14 protein-coding genes and 1 pseudogene are annotated in these 14,334 nt (G+C 31.3%); 11 read left to right on the forward strand and 4 right to left on the reverse strand.

Annotated elements, in window-relative coordinates:
• The first annotated feature begins 44 nt into the window (after window positions 1-44).
• Window positions 45-1,691, forward strand: a complete 1,647-nt coding sequence (locus AB6T46_RS06875) for a heparinase II/III family protein (protein WP_370931398.1) — start codon at window positions 45-47, stop codon at window positions 1,689-1,691.
• 42 nt (window positions 1,692-1,733) lie between these two features.
• The gene (gene purH / locus AB6T46_RS06880) at window positions 1,734-3,356 is read left to right on the forward strand and encodes a bifunctional phosphoribosylaminoimidazolecarboxamide formyltransferase/IMP cyclohydrolase (protein ID WP_370931399.1); all 1,623 of its coding nucleotides are present in this window, start codon (window positions 1,734-1,736) and stop codon (window positions 3,354-3,356) included.
• 417 nt (window positions 3,357-3,773) lie between these two features.
• Here purH and AB6T46_RS06885 read toward each other — a convergent pair whose 3' ends face one another.
• Window positions 3,774-4,538, reverse strand: coding sequence for an SURF1 family protein (locus AB6T46_RS06885; RefSeq protein WP_370931400.1), 765 nt, complete (start codon window positions 4,536-4,538; stop codon window positions 3,774-3,776).
• A 226-nt stretch (window positions 4,539-4,764) separates the two neighbouring features.
• Between AB6T46_RS06885 and rpmB the strand changes: the two genes are divergently transcribed.
• The gene (gene rpmB, locus AB6T46_RS06890; protein WP_370931401.1) at window positions 4,765-5,061 is read left to right on the forward strand and encodes a 50S ribosomal protein L28; all 297 of its coding nucleotides are present in this window, start codon (window positions 4,765-4,767) and stop codon (window positions 5,059-5,061) included.
• A 104-nt stretch (window positions 5,062-5,165) separates the two neighbouring features.
• Here rpmB and AB6T46_RS06895 read toward each other — a convergent pair whose 3' ends face one another.
• On the reverse strand, window positions 5,166-5,789 hold the full coding sequence (locus AB6T46_RS06895; RefSeq protein ID WP_370931402.1) for a J domain-containing protein: 624 nt from the start codon (window positions 5,787-5,789) through the stop codon (window positions 5,166-5,168).
• A gap of 68 nt (window positions 5,790-5,857) precedes the next feature.
• Between AB6T46_RS06895 and AB6T46_RS06900 the strand changes: the two genes are divergently transcribed.
• Window positions 5,858-6,163, forward strand: a complete 306-nt coding sequence (locus AB6T46_RS06900; protein WP_370931403.1) for a BolA family protein — start codon at window positions 5,858-5,860, stop codon at window positions 6,161-6,163.
• Here AB6T46_RS06900 and AB6T46_RS06905 read toward each other — a convergent pair.
• Window positions 6,146-7,069, reverse strand: a complete 924-nt coding sequence (locus AB6T46_RS06905; protein ID WP_370931404.1) for a tyrosine recombinase XerC — start codon at window positions 7,067-7,069, stop codon at window positions 6,146-6,148. The two genes, AB6T46_RS06900 and AB6T46_RS06905, sit on opposite strands and share 18 nt — an antisense overlap.
• A 76-nt stretch (window positions 7,070-7,145) precedes the next feature.
• Between AB6T46_RS06905 and rimM the strand changes: the two genes are divergently transcribed.
• The 7 genes and pseudogenes from rimM to AB6T46_RS06940 all read left to right on the forward strand — a co-directional run bounded on the left by rimM (window position 7,146) and on the right by AB6T46_RS06940 (window position 12,680).
• Window positions 7,146-7,706: a ribosome maturation factor RimM gene (rimM, locus tag AB6T46_RS06910; protein WP_370931405.1), complete on the forward strand. Its 561-nt coding sequence runs from the start codon at window positions 7,146-7,148 to the stop codon at window positions 7,704-7,706.
• Window positions 7,707-7,708: 2 nt separating this feature from the next.
• Entirely contained in the window at window positions 7,709-8,410 is a 702-nt protein-coding gene (gene trmD / locus AB6T46_RS06915; RefSeq protein ID WP_370931406.1) for a tRNA (guanosine(37)-N1)-methyltransferase TrmD, read from the forward strand.
• A gap of 167 nt (window positions 8,411-8,577) precedes the next feature.
• Window positions 8,578-8,943, forward strand: a pseudogene (gene rplS, locus AB6T46_RS06920) (50S ribosomal protein L19); the annotation flags it as partial.
• Window positions 8,944-9,245: 302 nt separating this feature from the next.
• Complete coding sequence (gene sdhC, locus AB6T46_RS06925; protein WP_370931407.1) at window positions 9,246-9,647, forward strand: succinate dehydrogenase, cytochrome b556 subunit; 402 nt, start codon at window positions 9,246-9,248, stop codon at window positions 9,645-9,647.
• Window positions 9,648-9,656: 9 nt separating this feature from the next.
• On the forward strand, window positions 9,657-10,040 hold the full coding sequence (gene sdhD, locus AB6T46_RS06930) for a succinate dehydrogenase, hydrophobic membrane anchor protein (protein WP_370931408.1): 384 nt from the start codon (window positions 9,657-9,659) through the stop codon (window positions 10,038-10,040).
• Window positions 10,041-10,043: 3 nt separating this feature from the next.
• The gene (sdhA, locus tag AB6T46_RS06935; protein WP_370931409.1) at window positions 10,044-11,888 is read left to right on the forward strand and encodes a succinate dehydrogenase flavoprotein subunit; all 1,845 of its coding nucleotides are present in this window, start codon (window positions 10,044-10,046) and stop codon (window positions 11,886-11,888) included.
• Window positions 11,889-11,900: 12 nt separating this feature from the next.
• Window positions 11,901-12,680 carry a succinate dehydrogenase iron-sulfur subunit gene (locus AB6T46_RS06940; protein WP_370931410.1) on the forward strand — a complete coding sequence of 260 codons (780 nt, stop codon included), beginning with the start codon at window positions 11,901-11,903 and terminating at the stop codon, window positions 12,678-12,680.
• Window positions 12,681-12,897: 217 nt separating this feature from the next.
• Here the strand turns inward: AB6T46_RS06940 and AB6T46_RS06945 are convergent, their stop codons facing one another.
• The gene (locus AB6T46_RS06945; RefSeq protein WP_370931411.1) at window positions 12,898-14,136 is read right to left on the reverse strand and encodes an FAD-dependent monooxygenase; all 1,239 of its coding nucleotides are present in this window, start codon (window positions 14,134-14,136) and stop codon (window positions 12,898-12,900) included.
• Between the last annotated feature and the right edge of the window lie 198 nt (window positions 14,137-14,334).

Below are 14,334 nucleotides of genomic sequence, written 5' to 3' on the forward strand. Positions count from 1 at the left end.
GATATATTAATGATATCATACTCCTATATTTTTAGGAGTTATGTATGTTATTTTCTCATAAGATATCTTTTTCAAAAACTAGCTTTGAATCTAAATTTACTCAAGTCAGCGAACAAAAAAGTTTCTTTGCCCAATTACAAAAAATATTTATCAAAGATAAATATAAATTTAACTATCTGCCAATCTTCTCTCCTATGGGAGATGCTAAAGTAGCACGTGAAATATATCACGGTAAGTTTAATTTTTCAGGACTAACCTTAGATACTAATGGATTATCGCCTTTTATGATTCATATTAATAAAGATTATATCTTTGGTCAAATCCATAATTTTTCATGGTTATCCCATATGTATGCAGCTAAATCCGCTATATCTTTAGCTGCTAGCCGTACTTTTATTTTAGATTGGATAAAAATTTTTGGAAATAAAACAAACTCTCATAGCTATGATTATGAAATTACTACCAATAGAATAGTTAATTGGCTAATCCATAGTAATTGGTTATTAAAACAGTCATCTACAGATTTTCAACAAGCTTTTATAGACTCTATAAAAGAACAAGCTTATCACCTCTATAAAAATTTTATCATCATTAAAGATAAATATACTAAATTACATGTAGCGATAACATTATTATTAGCTTGCCGCTTTACTAATTTACCATTAAAATTTAACCAAAGAATCCTAAAAATATTTACTCAAGCGACACAAGAAAACATCTTATTAGATGGAGGACATATCTCGCTAGAGCCACAAAAAATATATAATATATTATCGTTATTAATTCCTATAAAACAAAGTTATTTACAACTTCTGGAACAGCCTCCAGCAATATTAATAGAAATGATAGAGCGTCTGTTTCCTTGTTTAAGATTTTTTACCCACACTAATGGTGAGTTAGCGCACTTTCATGGATCTACAATTGTTACTAAACAAGCTATTAATGCTTGTTTAAGTCACGATGAAACTAATGGAGCAATCTTCCAACATGCACCCTATTCAAATTTCTACCGTCTAGCCAATAATAATAATATATTGATAGCTAATGTTGGTATTAACAATAGTGAATCAGCGATGTCTTTCGAATTTTCTTCACAACAACAAAGAATCATAGTTAATTGCAACGAATCTTGTGTAAAGTTAATTCCGAATCAATATAAAAGTGATAAATTCTCTAACCTACATCATTCTTATCTACAAAATGAGAAATTACTATTTACTAAACAGAGACTAAAAGCTATCACTCAAAATATATCATTAGAGAAACTTTCGAATCAAAATAAACTAGGATTCTGCGCTAGTCACGTTAAAAAATATAAACATAATATAAAGATTATTCATCAGAGAGAGATATTCTTAGATACTGATGATACAATCACTGGAAGTGACAAATTAACATATGAAAATCTAAAAGGCGCTATTCCGAGTACAAAAATATCTTTTCACTTACATCCTGATATTATAGTAAAAAAACGTCTTTGTAATTTTCTATTAATAGGTAAAAATAATAATGTTTGGGAATTTTCGTGCGATAATGCAATCTTAAAATTAGATGAATCCATATATCACTGTCCTACACATGGCGCCCTACCAAGTAAAAAAATTATTTTAACTTTTAATAATATACCTTCATCTATAATAAACTGGAAAATTTGCCGAATAAAAGAATCATTATTGCAATTTGATGGTTAATATGTAAAAATCCGGCAAATTCAATATGTATAAGGTGTTTTTATGGATATTACCGCTGATTTAACTTCAAATGAAGATTTAATAGCAATTAAACGTGCTCTAATTTCAGTATCTGATAAAAGCAATTTATTATCTTTAGCAAATTTTCTTGTGTCAATGAATGTAGAATTAATTTCTACTGGTGGTAGCGCAAAATACTTGCAAGAAAATGGTTTTACCGTTACAAATGTTGCTGATATAACAAATTTTCCTGAAATTATGGATGGAAGAGTAAAAACTTTACATCCTCTTATCCATGGTGGACTGCTAGCAAAAAGAAATGATCCACAGCATACATTAGCTTGTAATAAACATAAGATTAAGCCGATAGATTTATTAATAGTTAATTTATATCCTTTCATTGAAACAGTAAATAACACCTCTGATAACAATATTATAATAGAAAATATAGATATTGGTGGCCCTGCAATGATAAGAGCAGCCGCTAAAAATTATCATTATGTATCTGTATTAACTAATCCAAATCAATACGAAAATTTTAAAAATCACTTACTCGAAAATAATGGAGCTAGCACCTTACAACAACGCTATCAATTAGCCGCAGCTGCATTCATACATACCAGTCATTATGATACTAATATTGCTAATTGGTTTAATGAATCATCAGAAAAAAAAGCGGAAGATAACTCAACTATTTTTCCTAATAATATTTCCATAAATGGCAGTTTATCTAAAATTATGCGTTATGGTGAAAACCCTCATCAAAAAGCTGCATTATATGTTACTAATCCTAATATTAACTCTGTAGTGAATGCAAGCTTAATACAAGGCAAAGAACTTTCCTATAATAATATAAATGACTCAGATGCTGCTTTTGAGTTAATCTGTGATCTACCAAAAGATAAAGCTGCAGTAGCAATAATTAAACATGCTAACCCCTGCGGCGTAGCAATAGATAAGGATTTATCCGTTGCTTATGAAAAAGCTTTAGCTTGTGATCCAGTATCTGCTTTTGGTGGAATTATTGCTTTAAATAAAACTTTAGATGGCTCTACAGCAGAAAAAATAACCAAAATTTTCACTGAAGTAATAATAGCTCCAGATGCAGATAAAGAAGCAATGAATTTTATTGCTCAAAAAAAACAATTACGCTTATTATTAACCAAGGGTTTACCTAATAAAAATTATGAGCAACTTTCTATTAAATCTGTTATGGGGGGCTTATTAGTACAAGAACAAGATGATAGCTTATTCAACGAATCTAATTTTAAAATAGTTACTAAAAGACAACCAACAGAACAAGAATTAAAAGATTTAAAATTTGCCTTTACAGTTGCCAAACATGTAAAATCAAATGCAATAGTATATGCTAAAAATCAGATGACCATTGGTATTGGTGCCGGTCAAATGAATCGCAGAGATTCTTCTAGAATTGCAGTTTTAAGAGCAAAAGATCTAGAGAATGGTATTTCTCTACTAAAAAACTCCGTTGTCGCTTCAGATGCTTTTTTTCCATTTTCTGATGGCTTATTAGCAGCGATAGAAGCAGGCGCTAGTGCAGCTATCCAACCTGGAGGATCTATCCGAGATGAAGAAGTAATAAAAACTGCTAATGAGCATAATATAGCTATGATATTTACGGGTATAAGACATTTTAAGCATTAATTGCTACAGTAATCAAATCTACCTATTGTTTTGATTATTCTAGCTATAGGATTTATAAAATATAATATATTTTAAAACTTTAGTTATTATAATGACTAACGTTTAATTATTATTTACTGACTATAGATATGACATTCTCCTAGTATAAAACATTTATTGCTACAGTAGTCAAATCTACCTATTGTTTTAATTATTCTAGCTATAGGATTTATAAAGTATAATATATTTTAAAACTTTAGCTATTATCATGACTAAAGTTTAACTATTATTTTACTTACTATAGCTATGACATTTTCCTAGTATAAACATTTATTATTACAACAACTCAAATACATCTACTATTTTCGTAGGATTTTTATTAAAAAATAAAATATATAATACAGAAAATACTATAAACCAATTTATCTAAAACTTAGTTTAGCAATCATCTTTAGTTGAGGTAGAATTTCTACCCCAAAAAATAAAGAATATAGCGAATACTAACACCATAAAAGCTAATAAAAACCAAGTTAACATATAACTTAAATGGTTATTAGGAAAGGATATTACTGTTAATCCTCCTTGAGGAATATTATCAGGAAAATTTTGATATTCTGCATCTAAAAAATATGGCGCAACTAGTTGTAAGTCTAACTTATCTGCCATTTGTTTTAAATTACGATTATACCAAATATCAGATTCTGGCTTATTTTTAATAATAAAACGTCCATCTTTTTCACTCATACGCAGCAACCCTTTAACTTGTGTTACTCCGCTAATTAAGCCCTCTGACCTAGTTTCCTGACGCTTTTTATCCATTGGTACAAAACCACGATTTACAAAAATTATCATATTATTTTCAGTAACAAATGGAGTCATCAACCAATAACCAGCACCAGATTCTGCTACTGAATTAACTAAAATTTCTTTATCATTTAAATAGACACCATTCATTTTCAAAGGTGTATATTCATATTCCTCAAAAGTTATCTTATCCCATTTTGTTATATCAGGTGGTATTATATAATTGCTATTAACCCGCTGTTCTACTTTAGTAATTAAATTTTCTTTCCAATGCAAACGCTGCCACTGCCAAATGCCTAAAAAAGTAAACAGTGAGAAAAAACTTAAAAAGAAGCAATAAAATAAAAAATTAGCAATCTTCCTTCTAAGAGTATGGTTAGCATTGTTAGAAGAACTCATTAGATGACCTTTATCTGAATATCTTTTCTGTCATACTACATAATAATAAGAATGCCAATGAATTTCCTAAATTTTTAAAAAAATAAAGTTGACAAATTAATAGTTAAAGGTTAGAAGAAAGAAAATGATAGCCTTGTTTAACTAATGGCTTATCTCTTGGGTAATACCGTAATTATTATACTATATAAGAACTTTTAGTTTTTATACTAATTTTGATAGGTGATCTATGTCTCGCATTTGTGAATTAACTGGTAAATCTGTTCTTTACGGCAATAATGTAAGCCATGCGAACAATAAAACACGCCGTCGCTTTTTACCAAATTTATGTCAAGTAACTTTAACATCTGAAGCATTAAAACAAAATTTCCGCTTACGTATTAGCGCACACGCTTTACGCTCTGTAGAACATCGCGGTGGTTTTGATTCTTTTTTAACTCAATCTAAAGACCACGAACTATCTTCTCGTGCAAGATTAATAAAAAAGCAATTGTTAAAAAAATTGGCAGAATCAGCGGCTGCTTAAGATATAAATATTACAACACTCCACATAAAGTATTTAATAAAAAAACCCTCTAACTAATCAGAGGGTTTTTTGTTAGGGGCCAAACATTAGTATAATAAATATTCTTATTTTATTATACCAGCCTTTTGTAATACCTTGTAAGCAGCCATTACATCAACAAATAATTGTTCAGTAGAACGATCACCACCATTAGTATCTGGATGATATTTTTTTACTAATTCTTTATATTTAACTTTAATTTGGTCTGAGCTCGCATTAATATCCAACTGCAAAGTGTTAAAAGCCTTTTTTTCTAAGGGCTTTAATTTACGTGCTACTATGTTACTAACACCAACTTTGCCCTTTATGCCCATAATCTGTCTTATTTTATTTTGATAGGACGCGGATCCTGAAGGGATTCGAGAGAAATCTTGAGCTGTTCCTGCTTTTAAGATCTTTTCATCACTAGACCAAGTTGGTCTGTGTCCTACGGTTTCATCACGTTGATATTTAGATATTTCTGCTTGAGATAAGCCTGAGAAATAATTAAAGTTTTTATTATATTCTCTAACATGCTCCAAACAAAAGTATATATATTTACCTTCATTAGCACGCCCCATCGGCGCTTTACATGGCGCTTCCTGAGTACAGCCTTCCCATTGGCAAATTTGTTTGCCACTAATTTCTGCTTTATTTTTTTTATTAGCACCAATTTTTATGCTATCAAAATATTTTGAACTGAATTTCATGATTCTGTAGTATCATAATTTTAAATCTGTTAAAAGTCTTTATAGCAATTTATCGAAAGAATTATAAAATGATTACTATACAATCAATAGAAGACAAACTTAAAAAGACCTTAAACCCCGTAAGTATAAAAATAATTAATGACAGTAATAAACATAAACATCACCTAGGAAACCCGCAAAAAAACAACACTGAAGATATTATAACTCATCTCCATATCCATATCATTAGTGATTATTTTAACAACATGAATAAAATTACTCGATCAAGGTTAATTTATAAAATATTAGCAGAAGAAATGCAGGACAGCTTACATGCAGTCTCATTAAAACTAGAATCACCAGAAGAAAATAACAAATTAGGATCTAGGGTGTAATTTTTTATATATCTGTTTCGTCTGCTGCATATCTATTTGTGTATAAATTTGTGTAGTCGATAAGCTGGAATGCCCTAATAATTGTTGTATTGACCTTAAATCAGCTCCTCCAGAAAGTAAATGCGTAGCGAAAGAATGCCTTAAAGCATGGGGTGTAATTGATTTATTTAATTGCAATCTATCCCGTAAATCTCTAACAAATCTTTGCACAATGCCTGCATGTAATTTTCCTCCCCTAACACCTACAAATAAAGGTGAATCTTCTATTAAAGGATAAGGACAATGCAACTTATAATCAGCAATAAGTTGATGGATTATTGGTAAAATTGGCAAGATACGCACTTTTCCACCTTTACCAGTAATCCTAATACTAGCTTCATTTCCTAAAAGATCCTTAACACGAATCTGTAAAGCTTCAGATATCCTAAGTCCAGTTCCATATAATAAAGTTAATATAGCTATATTTCGTAATTCAATCCATTTTGCTTTTTCCAACTGAGAATCAATAGAAATTAATTGTTTAGTTTTCTCAACATCCAATATCTTTGGTAAGATTTTTTTCTGTCTAGGGGGTTTAACCAGATCTATAGCTGGAACTTTTATAAAATATCTTTTATCTAAAAACATAAAGAATGAACGTAATGCAGCTAATAATCTACGTTGACTATTCGCATTTATGCCTTTAGCATGTCTCCTAGCTAAAAAAGCACGAAAGTCGACTAAAGTTAAAAGCTCTAACTCCTGCAAGGTAATTTGCTTGCCTTTATGATTCTGTAAGAATGACAAAAATTGCCGCGTATCAATTTCATAAGCAGAAATAGTACAAGAAGACAAACGACTAACATTCATAAGATATGATAACCATGCCTGTCTAGCTTTTTGGATTTCTGTAGAAAAGAAAGTCATTTTACACTTTATTTAAATAGAAAATTATTATAGATTTACACGATATTAATTTATAATATAACATATAAGCAGAATTATGGTAATCGATAAATCTATTCTAATAGCTAAAATTACAGGCTGTCACGCTATTCATGGCGCTGTGACCTTAACAAGTTACGCTTCAAGCCCCGAGGCTTTATCAGAATTTAAAATATTTCACGATAAAGATAAAGTTATATTTAACCTCAATAAGTTAAATATAACCCCCAAAAATATTATTGCAACATTCGAAAATATTAAAGATAGAACCACAGCTGAAACCTTAAAAGGAACAAATTTATATATTTATCGCTCACAGTTAGATGACAATCTCCAAGAAGATGAATTTTATTATAGTGATTTAATAGGTTTAGATGTATTTGCCGAAAAAGAAAAAGCGCCTATAGCCACTGTAAAAGCCTTGCATGACTTTGGTGCAGGAACCATATTAGAATTACAATTACCATCTAATAAAACTATTTTAATTCCTTTTTCTAAATCCACTGTTCCAACAGTTAATATAAAATCTGGTTTCATTTGTATAAATCTAGAAAATATTGAAATAGATTTAGACAAAAACAATACTGCTAACGATAAAAATCAAATAAGGAATAATTAATTATGTCTTTTGCAGTAGATATAATTACTCTCTATCCAGAAATGTTTCCTGGATATCTTAATTATTCTCTAGCAGGTAAAGCTAAAACAAAAAATATCTGGAATTTAAATATAATTCCTATTAGAGATTTTGCCATAGATAAACATCGCAACGTAGATGATACACCTGCTGGAGGTGGTGCTGGTATGGTCATGCGAGCAGATATCTTAGCAAAAGCTATCGATAGCAACCAACAGTCTAACAATGATAATAGACCTTTAATTTTACTAACGCCCCGGGGTAAACCGCTATCACAGCAACGAGTGAAAGAATTATCACAAGGAACAGGAATAAGATTGATCTGCGGACGATTTGAAGGAATCGACCAGCGTTTGATAGATAGCAGAGATATAGAAGAAATATCAATAGGTGACTATATTTTATCAGGAGGCGAAGGAGCCGCTCTAATTTTACTAGATGCGATAATTAGACTATTACCTGGAGTTATGGGCAATAAAAAATCAGCTATTTCAGAGACTTTTGAAGAAAATTTATTAGAATATCCGCAATATACTCGTCCGATTCTATTTGAAGATAAAGAAATACCTAAAATTTTACTATCAGGAGATCATAAAAAGATAGCTGAATGGCGGCAACAAATGTCTTTTAAAATCACTAAAGAAAGACGACCGGATCTATGGGAAAAATATAAAAAACAACATTAAGTTAAGAAAGATTATTGATTTTTATAAAAAAATAGAATAAAAGATAACTCTATTTGCCTAAATATATAAATAGTGCCATCGCTATATCTTGATATGATATATATTACGAAAACTAATAGTTGTAATATATAGCGCTCTGACTATTTGAAAAGATAAAGGATAATTCAATGAATATTATTGAACAGTTAGATGCTGAACAATGCCAAAAAATTCAAGCAAAGCGCCAATTACCTGAATTTCGTCCAGGTGACACAGTCAGAGTATCTGTCCGTATAACCGAGGGTGCACGTACACGTATCCAAGCTTATGAAGGTATATGTATAGCACGCTCAGGAGCTGGTTTAAACGAAAGTTTTACTGTGCGCAAAATCTCTTACGGTGAAGGTGTTGAGCGTGTGTTCCCAATATATTCACCTATGATAGAAAAATTAGAAGTGATTCGTCGTGGTCGTGTTCGTAGAGCAAAATTATATTATCTACGTGGATTAACCGGTAAAGCTGCTCGTATTCCAGAGAAAAAAGATTACCGTCGTTTAACAAAAATTAAAAAATCTTAAAAATATAATTTTTTCTCGCGTTTAAATGAAAATTCGGCTAAAATAGTTTTAGCCGAAATCTTTTTGTAACTTATAGAAATAATTTTAACTATAATTAGTTGAATATATTATTTCTTTAGGATATCTATAAAAAGTTTTTGACGCAGACAAAAAACAAGAGTATCTAAATGTAAGAATTTATTTGTGGGCGTGACCTTAACTCCGCTTTGACAAAATATAAAATCTTAGGTTATTACTAAGATTAATATTAATATTCAAAGTTGAAGATAGGAGCTATAATGACGAAACCATCTCCTTTAAAAGAACGTCCCCGTTCTCCTCATTTTACTATATATAAATGGCCAATAACTATGTGGATGTCATTATCACATCGTCTTACTGGCGTGGCACTTTATTTTGGCACTTTATTTGTTACTATTTGGCTTTTCGCTCTTGCTGCAGGCGGTAATTATTTTGAATGTGTAAATTATATTTATAATTCCATTTTTGGTAAAATAATTTTATTTGGCTATAGTTTTGCTTTATTACAACATATGTTTGGTGGAATTCGCCATTTAGTTTGGGATATCTGCCCTGCTTCCTTAGAAAAACACTTAGCTAATAAAGCTGCGTTGCTAACTATATCAGCATCGCTATTTAGCACACTAATTCTGTGGCTTACTTTTTACATCATAAAATAGGGAATCACCATGAAAGACATGCGCACTCCTCTAAATAAAATTCGCGGGCTAGGTACTGCCAAGTCAGGAACTAGACATTTTTGGTTACAAAGATTAACCGCTGTAGCAAATATACCTTTATTTATCTGGTTTATTTTTTTACTAATCAGCTTCACCGGACAATCAGACCAAGAAATAAAAGCAATAATTGCTTCTCCTTGCGTAGCTATTTTATTATCATTAATGCTAATAAGCGGTTTGTATCATATGAAATTAGGGCTACAAGTGGTTATAGAAGATTATATTCATGGTCATTTATTAAAAATAATTTTATTGATTCTCAATAATTTCTTCTCTCTCACTTTAGGAATAATTTGTCTTTTTTCCATAATTAAATTAAGCTTAGGAGGTTAATTTATGTCATTAAATAATATAGCTGGCGCCCCTAACATCAACGGTCGTGCATATGAAATAATTGACCATAAATTTGATGTTGTTGTTGTAGGAGCTGGCGGTTCAGGTCTACGTGCAACATTAGGTATGGCTGAGCAAGGTTTAAAAACTGCATGTATTTCTAAAGTTTTTCCTACACGTTCTCACACTGTAGCTGCACAAGGTGGTATAGCTGCATCATTAGGCAATATGGGACCAGATTCTTGGAAATGGCATCTCTATGATACTGTAAAAGGTTCTGACTGGTTAGGTGATGTGGATGCAATGGAATATTTAGCTCGAGAAGCTCCTGCCGCTGTCTATGAATTAGAACATTATGGTGTTCCATTCTCGAGAACTCAAGAAGGTAAAATTTATCAACGTCCTTTTGGTGGTCATACTACTGAATATGGTAATGGTCCTCCTGTACAACGCACATGTGCTGCTGCAGATAGAACTGGGCATGCTATTTTACATACTCTATATGGTCAAAGTTTACGACATAATGCTCAATTTTTTATTGAATATTTTGCTCTTGATCTAATTATGACAGACGGCATAGTAACCGGACTTATGGCGTGGAATTTAGATGATGGTACCATTCATAGATTTAATGCTAAAATGGTAGTTATAGCAACTGGTGGATATGGTCGAACTTATTTTTCCGCTACTTCTGCACATACATGTACTGGTGATGGTAACGGCATGGTTGCACGAGCTGGTTTAGCTTTACAAGATATGGAATTTGTACAATTTCATCCTACTGGTATATATGGTGCTGGATGTTTAATAACCGAGGGTGCAAGAGGTGAAGGTGGATATTTAGTGAACTCTGAAGGGGAACGCTTTATGGAACGCTATGCACCTTCATATAAAGATTTAGCTTCTCGCGATGTGGTTTCTAGATGTATAACACTGGAAATACGTGAAGGACGTGGAGTAGGAAAAAATAAAGATCATATTTATTTACATTTAGATCATATTGATCCAGCTATCTTAAATGAAAGATTACCGGGTATATCTGAATCTGCTCGAATTTTCGCATGGGTAGATGTAACACAAGCACCAATCCCTGTATTACCTACTGTGCATTATAATATGGGCGGTATTCCAACTAATTATTGGGGCGAAGTATTAAACCCGACCAGCTCTAATCCTGATGCAATTCAACCGGGCTTAATGGCGGTTGGTGAAGCTAGCTGTGCATCTGTACATGGAGCAAATCGCTTAGGTTCTAATTCTTTAATTGATCTCGTAGTTTTTGGTCGCGCTGCAGCTATCAAAGCTTCACAAATTATCAATAAAAACGAATCATATCCAAAAATGGATAATAACGAAGTAGAAAAAATATTACATCGTTTTGATCAACGTAGATTTGCTAATGGTGATATTCCTACTAGTCGACTACGTGAAAAAATGCAACGAGCTATGCAAGAAGATGCTGCTGTTTTCCGTACTGAAGAATCTTTAAAACAAGGTTGTCAGCGTATATCTGCTATCTGGGAGGAAAGAAACGACCTCAAAGTAACAGATAATTCTTTAATTTGGAATTCTGACTTAATGGAAACTTTGGAATTAGATAATTTAATGAGTAATGCTATTACTACCATCTATTCAGCAGAAGCAAGAACTGAAAGTCGTGGAGCGCATGCTCGAGAAGACTATCCAAATCGTGATGATGAAAATTGGCGTAAACATACATTATCTCGCGTTGATGAAAATGGTAAAGTAACATTATCATATCGTCCTGTTCATACAGAACCCCTATTAAAACAAGAAGATGGTGGCATTGATCTTAGTCGCATTGCACCTAAAGCACGTGTTTACTAAAAGGAGAACATAATGGTACAATTAACCTTACCGCAAAATTCTCGTGTTAAAGAAGGTAAAACATGGGAAAAGCCTGCAGGTGCTACTAATCTACGGGAATTTAAGATTTATCGTTGGTCACCAGATGATGATCAAAATCCACGCTTAGATACATATTTTGTAGATACTGATGACTGTGGACCAATGATTTTAGACGCATTATTATGGATAAAAAATAACATTGATCCAACACTCACCTTAAGGAGATCATGCCGTGAAGGTATTTGTGGATCTTGTGCAATGAATATTGCCGGTGGTAATAGTTTAGCTTGTACAAAAGGTATGGATGAATTTGAAGGAGTTATAAAAATTTATCCTTTACCTTCGATGCCAGTAGTAAAAGATCTAGTACCAGATCTAACACAATTCTATGCTCAACATCGTTATATTGAACCTTGGTTACAAACTGTATCGCCTGAACCACAAAAAGAATGGTTGCAAAGCAAAGAAGAAAGACACAAACTAGATGGTCTATATGAATGTATTCTGTGTGCTTGTTGTCAGACCTCCTGCCCAAGCTATTGGTGGAATGGCGATAAATATCTAGGGCCTGCAGTCTTATTACAAGCTTATCGCTGGCTAATTGATTCTAGAGACGAAAATACTGGTGATAGACTAGATAAATTAGAAGATCCATTTAAATTATATCGCTGTCACACTATTTTGAATTGTACTCAAACATGTCCTAAAGGTTTAAATCCTGCGGAAGCAATTGCTAATATCAAAAATATGTTAGTTGAAAGACAACATTAATTAACTTTTAAAGGGAATAAATATTCCCTTTAAACTTATATCACTTAAACTTATATCACTTTAAACTGCATGACCTTGTATATCTATCTCAATAATTTTAGATAGACTTGTAATTACTTAACTTATAATAATTTTGCGATATTAGTTTTAAATTAACTGATAGACAATTTTACTCTATATGATTTTAGTTATCCATATTGACTAAATTTAGAAGTTATTATAATTTCTCACCTTGTAATAGCTTTGGCATGTCAATGTTAACCTCCCCCATTTCTTTTGTAAAAAAATATTTTAATTTTTCATTATTATCGACAAATTTAAACATTACATCACGTAAAGTTTGAATTACTGAGGCTTCAGTAGAAAATATTTTATTAATAGAATGAGTTACAGCAGCCATAGATAAACAATCAAATCTTCTTGAAGCTTGATAAGATTCGGCTAATAAACCAGAAGAAAGATCTAACCCTACTCTTACTTGTTGCACAAGCAATTCCGCTAAAAAAGCTACATCATACATACCTAGATTCAACCCTTGTCCGGCAAGAGGATGAATAGAATGAGCTGCATCTCCTACCAAATAAAAATTTGACCTAGCAAATTCATTAGCTAACATTAGAGATAAATCAAATTTTTGAATATCACTATCAATAGTTATATTACCTAGCTGTTTACCTAAAGATTTTTCAAAATATTTTTTAAAAAAGAAAGATGATTGTGTTAATAAATTAGTAGCTTTTTGTTGTGATAGACTCCAAACAACAGAAGACCTATTACCTATCAAGGGTAATATTGCTAAAATGCCTTCATTTAAAAAATGTTGAATTGCAGTATCATTATGCGGCAACTTATGTTCAATAGAAAAAACTAAGGCTGTTTGTTTATAATTATGAGAACAAATATTAATATTTCCTATTTCGCGCAACTTAGAATTTTTACCATCGGCCGCTATTAAAATTTTACTGAATAATTTTTGATTATCCTTAAGCAGAATATTAACACCAGATATATTTTGACTAAAACTAGTAATCTGATTATTATATAGGATATCTATTTGATGCTCCTTGAGCTTTTCTTGCAAAATATTTAATAAATTAATGTTAGGCAACATGTAAAATAATATTTCCTCATCATTATCACCCAACGTTAAAATTTTGCTGCGAATAGGATCAGATAATAGAGAATCTGTTAAAATCATTTTTTTAACAGGCTGTGCATAACTAGCAACCGTTGACCAAATATCTAAAGCTTGGAACATATTAACTACTAACGGACTGATAGAAGATGATCTTCTATCACTAAAAATATTGTTAGCACGAGATTCTACTAATAAGATTTTTAAAAATGGACAAGCTTGCTTAATTGCTATAGCTAAAGTTTGACCTGTATATGATGCACCTGATATAATTATATCGTAATTACTAGTTGGTGAAATATTATTATAAATTTTTTGCATAATTCATTGTCGCGAAAATAAAACACAAGATAAAATTATATTATAATTTAACTATAATTAATAAGCTATTAACTTAGCTAAAGTAAAATAATTTAAATAATATATATTAGGTATAATATGTTTGAAACAAATAAGATAGTTAATTCTAACAATGAAGATATTTTTACACCTACCTTTAAAAAATATACTTGTATATTT

This window comes from Bartonella sp. DGB1 (assembly GCF_041345015.1).
Taxonomy (GTDB): domain Bacteria; phylum Pseudomonadota; class Alphaproteobacteria; order Rhizobiales; family Rhizobiaceae; genus DGB1.

Bases quoted from the DNA above. Each gene is read 5' to 3' on its own strand.
- AB6T46_RS06905 (WP_370931404.1), bottom strand. From the start codon at position 7,069: ATGACTTTCTTTTCTACAGAAATCCAAAAAGCTAGACAGGCATGGTTA.
- sdhC (WP_370931407.1), top strand. From the start codon at position 9,246: ATGACGAAACCATCTCCTTTAAAAGAACGTCCCCGTTCTCCTCATTTT.
- sdhA (WP_370931409.1), top strand. From the start codon at position 10,044: ATGTCATTAAATAATATAGCTGGCGCCCCTAACATCAACGGTCGTGCA.
- rimM (WP_370931405.1), top strand. From the start codon at position 7,146: ATGGTAATCGATAAATCTATTCTAATAGCTAAAATTACAGGCTGTCAC.
- sdhD (WP_370931408.1), top strand. From the start codon at position 9,657: ATGAAAGACATGCGCACTCCTCTAAATAAAATTCGCGGGCTAGGTACT.
- AB6T46_RS06900 (WP_370931403.1), top strand. From the start codon at position 5,858: ATGATTACTATACAATCAATAGAAGACAAACTTAAAAAGACCTTAAAC.
- AB6T46_RS06940 (WP_370931410.1), top strand. From the start codon at position 11,901: ATGGTACAATTAACCTTACCGCAAAATTCTCGTGTTAAAGAAGGTAAA.
- AB6T46_RS06945 (WP_370931411.1), bottom strand. From the start codon at position 14,136: ATGCAAAAAATTTATAATAATATTTCACCAACTAGTAATTACGATATA.
- trmD (WP_370931406.1), top strand. From the start codon at position 7,709: ATGTCTTTTGCAGTAGATATAATTACTCTCTATCCAGAAATGTTTCCT.
- AB6T46_RS06875 (WP_370931398.1), top strand. From the start codon at position 45: ATGTTATTTTCTCATAAGATATCTTTTTCAAAAACTAGCTTTGAATCT.
- AB6T46_RS06885 (WP_370931400.1), bottom strand. From the start codon at position 4,538: ATGAGTTCTTCTAACAATGCTAACCATACTCTTAGAAGGAAGATTGCT.
- purH (WP_370931399.1), top strand. From the start codon at position 1,734: ATGGATATTACCGCTGATTTAACTTCAAATGAAGATTTAATAGCAATT.
- AB6T46_RS06895 (WP_370931402.1), bottom strand. From the start codon at position 5,789: ATGAAATTCAGTTCAAAATATTTTGATAGCATAAAAATTGGTGCTAAT.
- rpmB (WP_370931401.1), top strand. From the start codon at position 4,765: ATGTCTCGCATTTGTGAATTAACTGGTAAATCTGTTCTTTACGGCAAT.